This is a genomic window from Mucilaginibacter sp. 320_HR (assembly GCF_059691875.1).
Map to the genome: position 1 here is coordinate 660,991 of NZ_JCAWAI010000003.1, position 16,375 is coordinate 677,365.

The 16,375-nt window shown below is 45.1% G+C and carries 13 protein-coding genes; 4 read left to right on the top strand and 9 right to left on the bottom strand.

The window, feature by feature from the left end; translation table 11 throughout:
• Positions 1-66: 66 nt before the first annotated feature.
• From AC59GT_RS13535 to AC59GT_RS13555, 5 genes are all read right to left on the bottom strand, one after another.
• Entirely contained in the window at positions 67-1,050 is a 984-nt protein-coding gene (locus AC59GT_RS13535; RefSeq protein WP_497238126.1) for a pyruvate dehydrogenase complex E1 component subunit beta, read from the bottom strand.
• 101 nt (positions 1,051-1,151) lie between these two features.
• The gene (locus AC59GT_RS13540; protein ID WP_497238127.1) at positions 1,152-1,850 is read right to left on the bottom strand and encodes a peptidoglycan DD-metalloendopeptidase family protein; all 699 of its coding nucleotides are present in this window, start codon (positions 1,848-1,850) and stop codon (positions 1,152-1,154) included.
• A gap of 6 nt (positions 1,851-1,856) precedes the next feature.
• Positions 1,857-2,237, bottom strand: a complete 381-nt coding sequence (gene rbfA, locus AC59GT_RS13545) for a 30S ribosome-binding factor RbfA (protein WP_497238128.1) — start codon at positions 2,235-2,237, stop codon at positions 1,857-1,859.
• Between the two features lie 406 nt (positions 2,238-2,643).
• A complete protein-coding gene (locus tag AC59GT_RS13550; protein WP_497238129.1) occupies positions 2,644-3,870 on the bottom strand; it encodes an ABC transporter permease in 1,227 nt (408 codons plus the stop codon).
• Positions 3,871-3,873: 3 nt separating this feature from the next.
• Complete coding sequence (locus AC59GT_RS13555; RefSeq protein ID WP_497238130.1) at positions 3,874-4,509, bottom strand: MBL fold metallo-hydrolase; 636 nt, start codon at positions 4,507-4,509, stop codon at positions 3,874-3,876.
• A gap of 109 nt (positions 4,510-4,618) precedes the next feature.
• Between AC59GT_RS13555 and AC59GT_RS13560 the strand changes: the two genes are divergently transcribed.
• From AC59GT_RS13560 to AC59GT_RS13570, 3 genes are all read left to right on the top strand, one after another.
• Positions 4,619-5,674: a ligase-associated DNA damage response exonuclease gene (locus AC59GT_RS13560; protein WP_497238131.1), complete on the top strand. Its 1,056-nt coding sequence runs from the start codon at positions 4,619-4,621 to the stop codon at positions 5,672-5,674.
• A complete protein-coding gene (locus tag AC59GT_RS13565; protein WP_497238132.1) occupies positions 5,671-7,287 on the top strand; it encodes an ATP-dependent DNA ligase in 1,617 nt (538 codons plus the stop codon). Before AC59GT_RS13560 ends, AC59GT_RS13565 begins: the two co-directional genes overlap by 4 nt.
• Before the next feature lie 93 nt (positions 7,288-7,380).
• Positions 7,381-8,178 (top strand): DUF1835 domain-containing protein, encoded by a 798-nt coding sequence (locus AC59GT_RS13570; protein WP_497238133.1) that lies wholly within the window; start codon positions 7,381-7,383, stop codon positions 8,176-8,178.
• A 9-nt stretch (positions 8,179-8,187) separates the two neighbouring features.
• On the opposite strand, the gene AC59GT_RS13575 is transcribed toward AC59GT_RS13570, so the two are convergent.
• On the bottom strand, positions 8,188-9,690 hold the full coding sequence (locus AC59GT_RS13575; RefSeq protein WP_497238134.1) for a glycoside hydrolase family 10-like protein: 1,503 nt from the start codon (positions 9,688-9,690) through the stop codon (positions 8,188-8,190).
• Positions 9,691-9,989: 299 nt separating this feature from the next.
• Here AC59GT_RS13575 and AC59GT_RS13580 point away from each other — a divergent pair, with 299 nt between their 5' ends.
• Entirely contained in the window at positions 9,990-10,901 is a 912-nt protein-coding gene (locus AC59GT_RS13580; protein WP_497238135.1) for a DUF8428 domain-containing protein, read from the top strand.
• A gap of 68 nt (positions 10,902-10,969) precedes the next feature.
• On the opposite strand, the gene AC59GT_RS13585 is transcribed toward AC59GT_RS13580, so the two are convergent.
• The 3 genes from AC59GT_RS13585 to folE all read right to left on the bottom strand — a co-directional run bounded on the left by AC59GT_RS13585 (position 10,970) and on the right by folE (position 16,367).
• A complete protein-coding gene (locus AC59GT_RS13585) occupies positions 10,970-14,713 on the bottom strand; it encodes a sensor histidine kinase (RefSeq protein ID WP_497238136.1) in 3,744 nt (1,247 codons plus the stop codon).
• Between the two features lie 64 nt (positions 14,714-14,777).
• Positions 14,778-15,659, bottom strand: coding sequence for an ACP S-malonyltransferase (gene fabD / locus AC59GT_RS13590; RefSeq protein ID WP_497238137.1), 882 nt, complete (start codon positions 15,657-15,659; stop codon positions 14,778-14,780).
• A 69-nt stretch (positions 15,660-15,728) separates the two neighbouring features.
• Positions 15,729-16,367 (bottom strand): GTP cyclohydrolase I FolE, encoded by a 639-nt coding sequence (gene folE, locus AC59GT_RS13595; RefSeq protein ID WP_497238138.1) that lies wholly within the window; start codon positions 16,365-16,367, stop codon positions 15,729-15,731.
• Positions 16,368-16,375 lie beyond the last annotated feature (8 nt).

Sequence of the window (16,375 nt, forward strand, 5' to 3'; positions counted from 1 at the left end):
ACATAAATTAACAAGAAAGCCCCCCATTTGGGAGGCTTTCTTGTTGTTATTTCAAGACATTAACAATTACTTGTTAACGTACATTACTTCTTTTACTGCTTTAATTACACGCTCTGGGTTTGGAAGATATTCCTGAATCAGGGTTGGTGCGTAAGGAAGGGGAACGTCTCCGCCCATAATGCGCAGGATAGGTGCATCAAGGTAATCAAATGCATCTTTCTGAACTTTGAAGGCAACTTCAGTAGCTATTGAACCTAGCGGCCAGCTTTCTTCTACGATCACCAGGCGGTTAGTTTTCTTCACTGATTCTATAATGGTCGGGTAGTCGATAGGACGAACAGAACGCAGGTCAATCACTTCAGCGTGGATGCCTTCTTTTTCAAGCTCTGCTGCTGCTGCATTAACCACTTTCATGATCTTACCGAAACCAACAAGGGTAACATCATTACCTTCTTTAGTAACCTTTGCTTTACCTATTTCAATGTAATAAGTCTCTTCTGGTACTTCACCTTTATCGCCGTACATAACTTCCGACTCCATGAAGATAACCGGATCCGGATCGATAATGGCTGATTTTAATAAGCCTTTAGCATCGTACGGGTTAGATGGAACAACCACTTTCAGACCCGGGCAGTTTGCGTACCAGTTCTCGAAGCACTGGCTGTGCTGAGAGCTCAACATACCTGCGTTACCTGTTGGGCCGCGGAAAACGATTGGTACAGAGAACTGGCCACCGCTCATAGACATCATTTTGGCTGCGCCGTTGATGATCTGGTCGATAGCTACCAGCGAGAAGTTAAAGGTCATGAACTCGATGATTGGGCGCAGGCCGTTCATAGCCGAACCAATACCAATACCGGCAAAACCCAACTCAGAGATAGGGGTATCTATTACGCGCTTAGCGCCAAATTCGTCGAGCATACCCTGGCTTACTTTGTAAGCGCCGTTATATTCGGCAACCTCTTCGCCCATCAGGTATATATTTTCGTCCTTGCGCATTTCTTCCGTCATGGCTTCACGCAGGGCTTCTCTGAATTGTATCTCTCTCATTATGTAATAAAATGATGTTTTTTAGCGTGGCAAATATAAGCACTAACTTGTAAAAAGCAATTGAGCCTAACTATAATAAAGTGGTTACACAACAGGGCAAGTTATGCTATGTTGTGTAACCTCAACAACAAGCCCGGATCGGGAATGTTCTGCTCGTAAACTTCCTTTTGCGAGTACTTTCCCACGCCCGGGTAATCTCCCCGCATGCCGCCCACATCAAGCATCAGCTGAAAATGTAGGTGCGGCGGCCATTGTCCGTTCTCGTCGTCGGCACCTAAGGTGGCAATCTGTTCATCTGCCTTAACCGCCTTACCTTCGTAAAGCACTTCCAGGCTTTTCCTGCTCAGGTGGCCATACAAGCTATAAAACGTAAGCCCATTTACGCTATGCTGTAAGATAATGGTAGGGCCGTAATCGCCAAAGTTGTTATTGTCTGCAAAGGAGTGTACAAGGCCATCTATTGGTGTGTAAACCGGTGTGCCGGCATCGCCCCAAATATCTACCCCTAAATGTAACCGGCGCGGCTCATCAGCTGTGTTAAAATGTGCGCTTCGGCTGTAAATAGTGCGGTGCTCCATGTACCCGCCAATAGCGTAGCGCGCTTCGGCAGCGGCAAGCTTCTGATCTATCCAACGCCCGAAAGCTTTTGTATCTGCCAGTAACTCCGCCGTTAGCTCGCTGTTTGCAGCCGTAAGGTCCAGCGGCAACAGTTTATCTGTAGCACTATTAAAATCTACAACGCGGCCAATGCTACCCTGGTAGTTTTCCAGCGCGGCAGCTAACTTATCAGTAGCGCTCATTACGGTTTAGCTTTCGCTGGTGGTGTCCGGCTGGCGGTCTTCTTTACTGATCTTATCAAAAATTTTATCCATGCGCTCCACGTAGTCGCTGGTGTCATCAATAAAAAATTCGAGTTGCGGTATTATACGCACCTGGTCTTTTATGCGTGCACCAAGTTTGTAACGGATCTCTGACGCATGCGACTTTACCGTTTGCAGCGACTGCTGGTTGTCGGCACCATTGAAGAAACTGAGGAACACACGTGCTATGGCCAGATCGGGCGTCACACGCACTTTGGTTATAGTAACAAGGGTATTTGGCAGAAAATGCATCCCTTCGCGCTGAAAGATGGCAGCGAGGTCCTGCTGTATCACCCCGGCAAATTTTTGCTGACGTTTTGATTCCATGATAATTATAACGCTGTTTAGGTAAATGAGTTTGTTTTATTTAACCCCACCATGGCGATGGTTAAAGCTAGCGTTTTTTTTGTTTTAAGGTTGATCTGTGGAAAGTTTAGAACGTGCGCAGGCTTCGACAAGCTCAGACTGACATGCTAATGAACTTGTCATGGTGAGCCCGTTGAACCATTTGTAAGGCGTACAGGTCTTCGACAAGCTCAGACTGACATGCTGATGAACTTGTCATGGCGAGCTTGTCGAACCATTAGCGAGGCGTACAGGTCTTCGACAAGCTTAGACTAACATGATAATGAACTTGTCATTGTGAGCCTGTCGAACCATTAACGAGGCGTACAGGTCTTCGACAAGCTCAGACTGACATTGAAGAATCGAAGACAAATGGCTTCGGTCTTGTTTACAGGTCCTGCTTTATCTCGTCCAGGCCTTTTACACTTAAGCGGGCGCTTATGCCCGAAGCAATAACGGCTATAAAGAGTACCGTAACAAACACCAGCAGAAAATCGCCCGGGTTAAAGGCAACCGGGTAAGCGTCCAGTACGGATAGCTCAGCACCCATTTTTATGAGTTTAAACTGCTGCTGTACAACACATACCAAAGTACCCACGGCCACGCCAATTACCAGCCCCACCATAGATATCATCATACCCTCAAAAAAGAATATTCCTTGTATCAGTGTTTTGCTTGCCCCCAGGCTGGTAAGTATGGCAATGTCTTTACGCTTATCCATCACCAGCATGGTAAGAGAACCAATGATGTTGAAAATGGCAATGATGAGTACGAAAGTAAGGATCATGAAAATGGACCAGCGCTCGTAATTAATGGTTTTATAAAGTTCGGTGTTTTGCTGCTTGCGGTTCTTAACTACGTAGTTGTTCCCAATCTTATCTGTAATCTCCTCCTGCACATCATCTATATTTGTGCCGGGTTTCAGGTTTATCTCTACAGCCGAAACCTTCACCGGCTCGTCCAGCAGGTCGCGGGTAAATTCAATAGGCACAATCACCATGTCATCAAACTCCGCCTGGATAGAAAATACACCGGATGGGGTTATTGGCCGGAAGGCAAAATCGTTCATGGGGTTTGCCGCATTGCTGCTGGTACGCCTGGGCGAGTAAATCTGCAGCGGGGTAAACTGGTCTTTTATACTTACACCAAGGCTTTGCTCTATGGTTGTGCCTATAACGGCGTAGTAGTACCGGTCGTCCTTAAGCGTAAATGACCCTGCCCGTAAAACGCTGTCTAAGTCCTTCTTCTTCAAAAAGTCGTCACTCACGCCCTTAATGGTTCCAATAAAAGGTTTGTCGCCGTATCTCAGCAGCACCTTTTCCTGCAATACCGGGGTGTAAGAAAATATTCGCCCATCTTTTTTCAGCGCAGCAAAGTATGTTGTATTGGGGTCAAAGGTTTTGCCCAACCTCGGTTCTATCCTTATTTCAGGCGTAAAGTCGCTGTACAGAGAAAGAATAACCTCTTCAAAGCCGTTGAACACCGATAGTATGATTATAAGCGCTGCGCTGCCCACCAATACCCCCAGCATGGATATGCCCGAAATAATGTTGATGGCATGCGTCTGCTTCTTGCTGAACAGGTATCGCTTGGCTATGTAAATGGATGTATTCAAACTTTACAGGTAAGGGTTGTGCTGTTTTTCGTAACCAATTGTTGTTTCGGGACCATGGCCCGGGTATACGGTACAATCATCTGGGAGAACAAAAAGTTTCGCCTTTATATTTTCTATCAGCTGATTGTGGTTGCCGCCGGGAAGGTCAGTACGGCCTATGCTGTTGCGAAACAGTACGTCGCCGCCTATCAAAATATTGTCTCCCTTGTCGTAAAAACAAAGGTGCGCGGGCGAATGTCCGGGCGCAAAAATCAGCTCCAGTGATGTTTGGCCAAACGCAATAGTACCACTTTCGGGCAAATACTCGTCAGGTAATGGAGAGGCATCGTACCTGAACCCCATTGCCGGGGCATACACCACTACTGATGCAAGCGTTTCGCTTTCCCCTATGTTAAACCTCGGCTTTAGCCCGTATTGGTCAAACACAAATTTGTTGCCCAGCACGTGGTCTATATGGCAGTGCGTGTTTAACAGCAACACCGGTTTAAGGCTGTTTTCTGTTATAAAGTTTACTACTGCATTTTGCTCTGCCGAAGTATACATCCCCGGGTCAATAATGGCGCATTCGCCGCTATCATCATACAATAAATAGGTGTTCTCCTGGTACGGGTTGTTGACAAAGGATTTTAGCTTAGCCATGCCGCAAAGCTAGTTTATTATAGCATAAAAGCAGAAGCATAAAGGCACATAATACCAGCGAAGCGGTACATCAAACTTATTGTGCTGCTGCTGGTTTAATTAGTTACATATGGCCAAACCACTGCTAGAGTTTACCGACCGCAGTATTTACTGCGAACACGGCGATTTTTATATAGACCCATGGAAACCTGTGGACGATGCGGTAATTACGCATGCCCATGCAGACCACGCCTATGTAGGGCATAAGCGCTACCTTGCGCATGAGCTGTCGCGCGAGGTGCTTTACTATCGCCTTGGCGACATCAATTTGCAAACGGTAGCCTATGGCGAAACCGTAATGAAGAACGGTGTAGAAGTTTGCCTGTTCCCCGCAGGGCACGTTATTGGTTCGGCACAAATAAGGGTAAGTTATAAGGGACAGGTTTGGGTGGTATCCGGCGATTATAAAACTGAGGACGACGGGATATCTACCCCGTTTGAACCGGTTAAATGCCACCATTTCATATCCGAATGTACCTTCGGTATGCCGGTTTACACCTGGAAACCACAGTCGCAGTTATTTACTGATGTGAACAGCTGGTGGCAAAGCAATGTGGAAAACGGACTTGGTACCATAATAGTTGGCTACTCGCTGGGTAAAGCGCAGCGCATCCTGCAAAACCTCGACCTCAGCATTGGTAAGGTTTATACCCATGGGGTTATCGAAAACACTAATGAAGCGCTTCGGCGCAATGGCGTGATCCTGAACCCTACGCACCGGATTACTTTCGACTCACCTAAAGAGGAAGTCCGCAAAGGCATTATCCTTGCGCCGCCTTCTGCTGTTGGCACACCGTGGATGCGGAAGTTTCAGCCCTATAGCTTTGGGTATTGCAGCGGCTGGATGGCTATAAGGGGTGCGAAACGCCGGCGAGCCGCTGATCGTGGTTTTATCATGTCTGACCATGCCGATTGGAATGGCCTGGTAAGCGCCATAGACGCTACAGGCTGCGAGTGCGTTTACCTCACTCATGGCTACACGGCATCGTTCACTCGGTACCTTAACGAAATTGGGTTTAACGCCCGGGAGGTACATACCCTGTACGGCGGCGAGGAAGAAGACGCAACCATCACCGAAAACGAAGAAAAAAAAGAAACGGAAGAAGTTAAGGAGGCAGACGCATGAAAGCATTTGCGCAGCTATTCCTCTCTTTAGACGAGACGAATAAGACCAACGAGAAAGTAAAGGTGCTGAAGGATTATTTCACCAGCGTGCCTGATACAGACAAGATGCATATGCTGGCCTTGTTTACCGGCAGAAAGCCCAAGCGGCAGATCAATTCTACGCTAATACGCAACTGGGCAATGGAAGCGTCAAATATCCCCGCGTGGCTTTTTGAAGAAAGCTACCATGTAGTGGGCGACCTTGCCGAGACTATGACTTTGCTAATGCCCGAAAGCCACGAGAGCAGCAGTAAAACACTAACGGAGTGGATAGCAGAGATAAACGCCCTTGCTGTTAAAACTGAGGATGAAAAGAAGCAATGGCTGTTAAATTCATGGGCGATGCTGGATAACCAGGAGCGCTTTGTGTTTAATAAGCTGCTTACCGGGAGTTTCCGTGTGGGAGTTTCGCAAAACCTGGTGGTAAAAGCCCTGGCAGATGTTACCGGTATAGAAGCACCGGCGCTTACTCATCGTATAATGGGTAGCTGGATGCCGGAAGACTACACCTTTGAACAGCTGGTGCAGGAACAACATGCAGGTGATGACATATCCCGGCCGTATCCCTTCTTCCTGGCATATCCTATACAGGAGACCTCTGATAAAGGTAAAACGGCCGATGAGATTGAACATTCGCTTGGCGCGGCGCAAGATTGGCAGGCCGAGTGGAAATGGGACGGTATACGCGCCCAAATGATAAAGCGCGACGGGCAGATATTTATCTGGAGCCGCGGCGAGGACCTGGCAACAGAAAAGTTCCCGGAACTACATCCCTTTTTAAATGCACTACCGGACGGCACCGTGCTGGACGGCGAGATCCTGAGCTTTCAAAACGATCAGCCAATGTCATTTAGCGTTTTGCAAACACGTATTGGCCGCAAAAACCTCAGCAAGAAAATTTTGGCCGACAGCCCGGTAGCTACTATAGTTTACGACTGCCTGGAGTACAATGGCGAAGACATTAGATACAAAAGTCAGTCTGAACGCCGCAGCATATTAGAGCAGCTGCAGGCCGATACACCTTTTCCGGATGTATTCCGTATATCGGCCTTAATAGCATTTAACAGTTGGGCCGAGCTGGAAAAGACAAGGGAGCAATCGCGCGCTATGATCGCAGAAGGCATCATGCTAAAACGTAAAGGCGCGACATACCAGGTGGGCCGCCGCCGCGGTGACTGGTGGAAATGGAAGATAGACCCGCTGTCTGTAGATGCGGTAATGATCTACGCGCAAAAAGGCCATGGCCGGCGCGCTGACCTATATACCGACTATACCTTCGCCGTATGGGACGGCGACAAACTAGTACCCTTCGCGAAAGCCTATAGCGGCCTAACAGATCAGGAGATAAACAAGGTTGATTATTTTGTAAAACGCAACACCCTGGAAAAGTTCGGACCGGTAAGGACCGTTAAACCCGAACTGGTCTTTGAGATAGGGTTTGAGGGAATAAATAAATCTACCCGGCATAAGTCGGGCATTGCTTTGCGGTTCCCCCGCATCCTTCGCTGGAGGCATGATAAACCCAAGGAAGAAGCCGACACAATTGAGAGCCTGAGAGCCCTTCTGAACGAGTAGTTGCTAATAGTAACGCCTGTTTTATTTTGTTATCTTTCTGGTCACACATTATTTTAAAAAAGTGTGGTTTTTGAAGGTTTTTGACCACCACATATGAATGCACCTACCCTCCACATCCTCAACGGCGACGCAACTTTAACCGGGTTTAACCAGGCCGGCATTGATGGTGATGTTATGATCTGGCGAGAGGCTTTATCTGAAGGGCCCGTTATATTAAACGTGGATTCGGCAGATTTCTGGCAGTTACGGTCTGATTGGGTGTGCAGTACCTTTAACGAAACACCTGAAAACTATCATGACGGCATGATTGTGCCACTTGAGATGCTTAGTGAGCCGTACGAAGAGATAAACCTCTGGTTTGAGTTTGACCTCCACTGCCAGGTGAACCTTCTGGCAGTGATGATGCTCTTGCGACAGCAAACAAACCTCTCGCAACCAGCTGTTTACCTCATCAGCCCGAATGAGTTCCCGGGTGTAAAAAACTTTAATGGCATGGGTGAACTTGATGGCGAACAGCTTGATTATCTATATGATAACATCAGGCTGCAGCTGAGTGAATATGATTTTACCCTTGCCGCCGAAGCATGGGAATTGTATGTTAAAAGCGATAAAGCTTTGCTAGAGCAGTGGCTGATAGAAACTCCCTTTTGGGGCAATATGCACAACCTAAAGGCGGCAATGCAGGCACATGTACAAAGGCTGCATGTTGATTCCGACGGCCTTAATCTCGTCCACCACAAGCTTTTAGCTACTTATAATGCCGGCCATAACCAAAAGGGGGATATATACGCCCAATTTTGGCAAACGGAAAAGATATACGGCATGGGAGACGCACAGCTTGATATCTATTTAAAGCAGTTAGTTGATAAAGGGCTGATAACTCTGCTATAGATCAGTAACTTACAATACCGGAACGGTAACTGCTATGGTCGGCGTTCGTTCGCTTTCGTTCTTCAGTCTGTCTATAGCGGTAACTACATAGAAATAGGTCTTCCCTGGCTGCACGTTGGTGTCCAGGTAAATAGGCTCGGTGTCATACTGTATATGCAATATGTTCTCCGGATCGCTAAGGTCAATGCCGCCGTTTTCTGTAAAACGGTAGATCACATAACCATAAACAGGCTCATTGTCGCGGGCTTGCAGTGGCGCGTCCCATTTAATTAAAATGCTTTTCTTTTCAGCTTTACCTACTATATTTTGTGGTTGGTTAGGCGGTATGGAATCCAGCCAGAGCATTGGTGGCGGCAAAGCCGGATATACATAGAAGTCCTTTTTTAACGTATCTGAAAGGTGATTTGCATTAGCAATCAACGTTTGCGACCTGAAGAAAATGCTTCCCTGCGCACGTGGATTTCCCCTGATCATCCGCATTTGATTAGGTATCTCAGACGGGTTTTTGAATGCGGGACTGCGCGGCTCATAAAAACGATAAGGCGCTTGCCCCACATATAAATGTCTATTGTACGTGTTGTTGCTCCACCAGTTAAGCAAGGTGTCAAATGCCGCTGCACGGTTGCCTATCTGCCAATAAATCTGTGGGCTAAGGTAATCTATCCAACCTTCTTTCATCCACTTGCGGGTGTCAGCAAAGTTCTCGTAATAAGACGAGCCGCCATGTGTGCCGGACCCTTCGGGATTCTGGTACTTATTAGCCCATATGCCAAACGGACTTATCCCGAACTTAATGCGAGGCTTATATTTATGAATACTGTCTGCCAGCATATGCACCAGCTTGTCAACATTATCGCGACGCCAATCGCGTATGTCATCAAAATCACCGCCATACTGCACATAGGCTTCCGAATCATTTATTTTCTGGCCTTGTACCGGGTAAGGGTAAAAGTAGTCGTCCATGTGTATGCCGTCCACGTCGTAGTTTTTTACTACATCGAGTATCACCTGTACTATATATTCGCGCACCTCAGGTATACCGGGATTGAAAAGCTTTATACCCTCGTATATAAAAAACCACTCAGGTTTGGTACGCGTGATGTGGTCGGGAGCAAGGCTGAGAAACTTATTGTCGAAAGTGGCCCTGTACGGATTGAACCAGGCATGGAGTTCCATTCCCCGCTTGTGCGATTCTGTAATAGCAAACTCCAGCGGATCGTAATCTGGCGCTACGCCCTGCTTACCAGTAAGATACTTTGACCAAGGCTCCCTACCCTTTGCGTAAAAAGCGTCAGCAGCAGGCCTTACCTGAAACATAATGGCATTTATACCCGTTTGTTGATGCGAGTTGAGTTGATTAACTAGATCTCGTTTTTGGCTTTCAGCAGCTGCCCGGGCGTTTTGAGGCCAGTCCAAATTAACAACAGTAGCTATCCAAACACCCCTAAACTCACGTTTAGGTGCAATAAGGACGCTGTCAGTAGCTGCTGGTTGCTGTGCCTGGGATGGCATTATAAAAAAGAAAGAAACAATTAAGAGTAACAGTATTTTATGCCGTTGCATTAAGCTGATTTTTTAATTAAGGGTGCAAAGATATAAACTAGGCACCACGCCATTTTATTATTAGGTATAATAATTCAGGCCGTTTTGTGTTTTACTTTTATCAACTTTAACTTGGCAAACGCTGCAATTTATATGGTTAAACGGATTTTTATATATTAGTGGTCGATTTGTGACGCAATTATTAACCCTCAAATACATTTACTAAGAACCATTATTAGCTGGTTAGCTTATTAATTTAAAGAGCAATTATGATGGAAAACCAACCGGGACAATCGCAGAAAAAGAACTCTAATGTTATTTATTTCTTAATAGCAGTAGTTGTTGCTTTATTAGGCACAGATGTGTACCTGTACATGCAAAAGAATAAATCTGACACGAAAATAGTTTATCAGAACGACGAAAAAACCAGGTTACAAACAGAGCTGGACAGCCTGGAAGCACAGATAGAACAGGTTAACGTTGGCCGCACTAAAATGAGTGCCGAGATGCAGGCCAAGAACGACTCCCTTAGAGCTACTATTAAAGTTCTCCGTAAAAAGTTGGCTAAAGGCCAGCTTACCGCCGCGGAACTTGGCAAAGCACAGGAAGACATTAAACAACTAAGGTACTTCGTAACCAAATACACTGCAGATATAGAGGAACTTAAAAAGCAAAACACCAACCTAACTGTTGAGCGTGATACTTTAAAGACCAACCTTGCCAGTGTTAGTACCAAAGCCGCCACTTTGGAAAAACAAAATCAGGAGCTGGATACCAAGGTAAAAGAAGCATCGGCGCTTAAGGTTGGCGTGGCAAGCGTTGTGGCTTACAAGGTAAAGAACAGCGGCAAAGAGGTTGAAGAGAAAAAAGCCAAAAACACCCAAAAGATAAAGATCAACTTTACTGTTGCGAGCAACACTGTTGCGGAAAAAGGCCTGCATGATGTTTATGCACGCATTATAGACCCAACAGGTAACCTGATAACACTTGCAGACTCCGGTACGTTTAACGCAGACAACCAGGACCTGCAGTACACCTACAAAACAGCTATCGATTTTAAAGACGACGGTAGCGAATATACTATTGACTGGGCGTACTCTCCTTTTCAAAAAGGAACCTATACTGTGATATTATATGCAGACGGTTACACAATGGGCAAAACATCTTTTTTTCTGAAGTAGAATTTAAATAAGCATAAAAAAAGCGGCACCTTACTGGTGCCGCTTTTTTTATGGCTCATGTTTTCTAATTAATCATTGTTATCCAGTGCCGGGAAATTGAGGTAAAAGGTAGTTCCCACACCAATATTGGTTTCAAACCATATCTTACCGCTAGCATTCTCAATAGAGTTTTTTACAAAGGCCAGGCCTAATCCTGTTCCGGAGCTTTTGGTAGTAAAGTTGGGTTCAAAAATCTTATCCCGCATGTTCTCCGGGATGCCGTTCCCATTATCTTTAATGGTAAGGAGCACGTTTTTACTGGTCACCAGGTAGTTTATTTGTATCAGGCAGGTACGCTCCGGTGGTGTTGCCTCTATTGCATTCTTAAGCAGGTTATTAAAGCATCGCAGTACCTGATCCCGGTCTGCACTTATTATAAACGGATCTTTAGGCATTAGCAGTGAAATCTTCACGTTGTCCATATGCTTAAATATGGTAACTGCCTGTGCCAGCATCTCGAAGATGTTGATAGTTTCTATTCGGGTATCCGGCATCTTAGCAAATGCCGAAAACTCAGATGCAATTGAAGAAAGGCTTTCTATTTGCTCCACAAATGATTTACTGAAACGCTCAAATTTTTGGTCAAATTTAGGGTCCTTGTCTTTCCAGGACTTATCCAGCAATTGTAATCCCAACTTAAGTGGCGTGAGTGGGTTTTTAATTTCATGGGCAACCTGCTTTGCCATCTCGCGCCATGCAGTCTCCCTCTCGCTCTGGGCCAGTTTACGGGCACTGCTCTCCAGGGCAGATATCATGTTGTTGTACTCTTTTACAAGTGCACCTATTTCGTCGTCGCGCTCCCACTTAATAGGCTCGTTCTTTTTACCGTAGATAGTACGGCTAAGGTTGTATTGTATAAAGTTAAGAGGCGCGGTTATCTGCCGTGCAATTATAACGGCGAACAAACCTATTGCTATAAACACCAGCGCGTAAACGTTTATCATGATGTTCAGCAACGACCCAACCTGTTCATTATAATCAGCCTCGTTGGCAAAATAGGGCAATTGCAGGTAAGCAACGGTTTCGTGCTTTGCGTTCCTGAGCGGAGCGTAAGCCGATTTGTAAAACAGGCCGGATATCCGTTCATCATTAACCAATTCAGATTTTTGCTGATCTTTAAGCGTCAGGTAAACTTTACCGTTCATCCTGGGAGATAGCAAGCCGGATTGATATATTTTCGGCTGCGTGGTCATCAGAACCCTTCCACTAAGGTCAAAAAGCGTTAGGTCTGCAGAATAGTTATCTGCAAGTTTATCAAAATCAACGCTTCGTTCTTCAGACAGATTATTGATGTAGCTCTCAATTGGAGCTGCTTCTAACGCTGCCGATATCAGCGTGATTTTGTTACGAATGCTTTTGTCCTGCTGTCCCTGGTATTGCTTGCTGATAGAAACAAATGTGATGATACCAACCAGGATTAGTGTTATTACAACCGCAAATATCATGGAGAACTGTATGCGGGTTTTGTACAAAACTTTATCAAAGTTTATCTTGAAGTTCCAGTTTATCCTGTCATTGTTAATATTCAGGATTTTTACTCTAAGCCATAACAGCCGCGCCAGTAATACCAATGATGAAAACGCTAGTATAACCACAAAAAAGAAGGTAAGCGCTGTTATTGTAGAAGCTACTATGTTCCGCTGCTTACTTACAACAATAAGGTTCCTGTCGCTTGGCTTATAAATGAGGTGGCTATAGCGGGTAAATTTGTTAAAAAAGCTAACCATGTTGCCACTGCTTTCCTGTATGGTATACTTTTTAAGCTCGCCTTTAAATTCATTATTCACTACACTGTACACGTAATTACCATCTTGGCCTATCAGTTTGTTATCGGTATAAAATGCGTAGGAGTAGTCCTTAAACTCATCTTCCGGGCGGTCGTTTCTGTCAATTAACAATTCCGGGAAAGCGCCGCCTACCATTAACGGGCGTGCTTTTAGTTCAATAACAATGGTCCCCAGCGTGGTAGTGCCATCCATTATAGGTAAAATGGCAAAGTAGCTTTGGAATCCAAAAGATTCGTTTTCACGGTAGAAGTAAGTGGACACCTTAAAGGCGCTATACTGCACCATATCTTTAAAAATGCTTAGCTCATACGTTTTATCTCCTGAAATAGGGTTATCCTGCAGATCAAACGCGTGTACTTTAAACTCATATTTGGCGAGATACCTGTCAAAATAAAGCTTTTGCAAGCGGGTAGCCAGGTACTCGTTTATATGATCGCGGGATTTGTAATAGTTGATAACTGCCGGTTCTTGAATTATTTTTGTTTCAATTTCTTTAAACAGCGTATCAGCTGTAACATCATCCGGAACTTCCAGCCGCTGGATGAGCAACTTGCGGTTGTTCTCTTCTTTAACTTCTTCGAAATGGTTGAGCTTTATTGCCGAAATAACAGCGCAAACCAAAACGATCATGATAAATGATGCCGCTGTAAACCTTTGTTCGTGATGAAGAAAATAGTATCCCCGCAACAACACCAATATGCTCCACAAAAGATAGAAGAAGCTAAACTCATCATAAATTACCGCTGCTGCAGTGACCGCTATAATGCCAATCACAAAAATAACGGCCTGCGTATAAACAGGTATTGATAGCCTGAAGGATATAGTTAGAAGTACTTCCGTTAGCAACACAAAAGTGAGGAAGCTAAAGCAAAGCATCAGCACACCAACCAAACTGTATCGTGAGAGGTTGAGGACATTGTTTACATCAAAACTTATTTTAGAATCGATTACCAGGCCATTAAACAGTTGGAGCAGGCTTGATGACGTTAGGAGCAATGCAGCAAAGCAGGATAAGTAAATGAGGTAACTTGCCAGCTTGCCCGGAGCTACCCTAAGTATTCTGGCCCTTTGCGAATACATATAAGCTACAAACCAGCAAATGCAAAGAATATTTATGCAAAAATCGCCAAGTGAAGGATAAGCGTAACTAGAGCCATAAATCTGAGGATTAAAAATTTTTAACGGTTGTGTAAAGCTTGGCCAACCGTAATGCAAATTAACAAACCTAAACGCTACAATGAACAACGCCAAAGCTAACAGCGAAAGGTATACCCAGCCACGGTGCGAAAGGTAAGTAACCATTACATGAACCAGAACGCACAGGCTAAGTATAGTTAATATCCAAACTGTAAGTTCGAAATAAAAAAATCGGTTATTTACTTCTCCCTTTATCAACTTTACCGAGAAGAGATATTTGCCATTAACGTTATGAACCGCGTATATACCTTTATCTGTAAAGTCCGCTATTTCTATATTTGTATCCTCAGTAAGTTTAGGATTAAAGATGTTTTGTAAGTACTTGTTTTGAAAAGCATAGGCATACTTAACCGGAATAAAGAAAACGGCAGAAAATGAGCCTTCTGTCTTTTTTATAGCTTCATAATAGCCATTAGTGGTTTTTATAAAAGAACTACCCTCGGTTAATGTGCTAGCATTATCCGGCGCTATTTTGGGGCCGCTCCAAAAATTTACACGCCCATTCTGCATAGTAAGCAGCCAAATACCCTTATCAACTGTATATTCCTGAATGTAGTCCAGGGCCACTTTGTGATTTACCGCATAACGCTTAACCTCCTGGTACTTAGCCGGCGTGTTTATTATCTCGGCTACGTCGGCCTCATGCTTATGCAAGTTTTTTTCTAAAAGTTGCGCTGTTTGAGAAAGATTAGTTGCAGGAGAGTACGTACGTTCAACAAATATTGCTGTAACGAGCAGGCTGATAAACAGCAGCAACAGTAATCCACGTATTTTCCCGGCTGTAGTCAAAACGGTATAAGCTATATAATGTTAATGTTAACAACAAAGCCATCATATTGTGATGGCTTTACAATTATGCTAATACAGCAGCTGCCGTAGGTACTTCTTTATTAACTTTTTTTACCAGCCCCTGTAGTACCTTCCCTGGGCCAACTTCGGTAAATAGCGTTGCACCATCCCTTAACATTTGCTCAACAGTTTGTGTCCAGCGTACCGGGCCAGTCAGCTGCGCAATAAGGTTCTTCTTAATCTCGTCTACGCTTGTATGCGGCTTGGCATCTATGTTTTGGTAGATCGGGCAAACCGGTTCATTAATTTCGGTATTTACAATGGCTGCCTCAAGCTCAACTCGAGCCGCCTCCATCAGTGGTGAGTGGAACGCGCCGCCCACGTTAAGTTTCATAGCGCGCTTTGCGCCTGCGGCCAGCATCTTTTCGCATGCGGCATCTACACCGGCTACACTGCCAGATATAACCAATTGCCCGGGGCAATTATAATTTGCAGGAACAACAACATCGCTCACCTGGTGGCAAATGTCTTCTACTGTAAAGTCATCCAACGCCAATACTGCAGCCATTGTGCCCGGCTGTATATCGCACGCTTTCTGCATTGCATTTGCGCGCGCTGCAACCAACCTTAATCCGTCCTCAAACGATAGCGCACCCGCGGCAACCAACGCAGAGAATTCGCCCAACGAGTGACCTGCCACCATTTCCGGGTCGAAGTCACTCATCACCTTGGCTAATACCACCGAGTGTAAAAAGATAGCTGGCTGAGTTACGTTGGTTTGCTTCAGATCATCCTCTGTACCGTTAAACATTACATCTGTGATGCGAAACCCAAGTACCTCATTTGCTTTTTCAAATAACTCTTTTGCTTGCTCACTTTGCTCGCACAGGTCTTTACCCATGCCCGGAAACTGGGCACCCTGCCCAGGAAAAATGTATGCTTTCATAATGATATTATCCTCTTAAGGATGTACTTAAAGTTTATAATTGGCTACGTGGTGCCGTAATGTTAATCTCTAGCTAAGTCTCGACGATATCAGGTCTAAAAACTCAGTTCTGGTCTTGTCCTTTAGAAATTCTCCGGTAAACGCTGATGTTGTAGTTGCAGAATTTTGCTTTTGTACGCCCCTCATACTCATGCATAGATGCCGGCATTCTATCACTACACCTACTCCAAGGGGTTGCAGGGTTTCTTGTATACAATCGCGTATCTCATTGGTAAGGCGTTCCTGCACCTGCAGCCTGCGCGCAAAAACGTCAACAACGCGTGGTATTTTGCTTAAGCCCACAACATGGCCGTTGGGTATATAAGCAACATGCGCTTTGCCAAAAAAGGGCAGCATATGGTGCTCACACATTGAGTATACTTCAATGTCTTTAACAATAACCATTTGGCTGTATTCTTCCTTGAATAAGGCCGACTCCAGAATTTTTTTTGCGTCCAGGTCGTATCCCTGTGTCAGGAAGAGCATGGCTTTAGCCATACGCTCGGGCGTCTTAAGCAACCCTTCGCGATCAGGCTGCTCTCCTATCAATTCTAAAACTCTGTGGTAATTGGCAGATAGGTCCTTAATAAGTTCGGGGTTGTATCTATCTATTTTTTGGTAGCCGTTAATACCGGCATCCCTATCCGGAATGTTGTCTTCGTCTATCATGATTAAGG

What these genes read in the sequence shown, in the direction of transcription:
- AC59GT_RS13555 (WP_497238130.1), bottom strand. Translation starts at nt 4,509, where the DNA reads ATGGCTAAGCTAAAATCCTTTGTCAACAACCCGTACCAGGAGAACACC.
- AC59GT_RS13540 (WP_497238127.1), bottom strand. Translation starts at nt 1,850, where the DNA reads ATGAGCGCTACTGATAAGTTAGCTGCCGCGCTGGAAAACTACCAGGGT.
- AC59GT_RS13560 (WP_497238131.1), top strand. Translation starts at nt 4,619, where the DNA reads ATGGCCAAACCACTGCTAGAGTTTACCGACCGCAGTATTTACTGCGAA.
- fabD (WP_497238137.1), bottom strand. Translation starts at nt 15,659, where the DNA reads ATGAAAGCATACATTTTTCCTGGGCAGGGTGCCCAGTTTCCGGGCATG.
- rbfA (WP_497238128.1), bottom strand. Translation starts at nt 2,237, where the DNA reads ATGGAATCAAAACGTCAGCAAAAATTTGCCGGGGTGATACAGCAGGAC.
- AC59GT_RS13535 (WP_497238126.1), bottom strand. Translation starts at nt 1,050, where the DNA reads ATGAGAGAGATACAATTCAGAGAAGCCCTGCGTGAAGCCATGACGGAA.
- AC59GT_RS13570 (WP_497238133.1), top strand. Translation starts at nt 7,381, where the DNA reads ATGAATGCACCTACCCTCCACATCCTCAACGGCGACGCAACTTTAACC.
- AC59GT_RS13565 (WP_497238132.1), top strand. Translation starts at nt 5,671, where the DNA reads ATGAAAGCATTTGCGCAGCTATTCCTCTCTTTAGACGAGACGAATAAG.
- AC59GT_RS13575 (WP_497238134.1), bottom strand. Translation starts at nt 9,690, where the DNA reads ATGCCATCCCAGGCACAGCAACCAGCAGCTACTGACAGCGTCCTTATT.
- folE (WP_497238138.1), bottom strand. Translation starts at nt 16,367, where the DNA reads ATGATAGACGAAGACAACATTCCGGATAGGGATGCCGGTATTAACGGC.
- AC59GT_RS13580 (WP_497238135.1), top strand. Translation starts at nt 9,990, where the DNA reads ATGATGGAAAACCAACCGGGACAATCGCAGAAAAAGAACTCTAATGTT.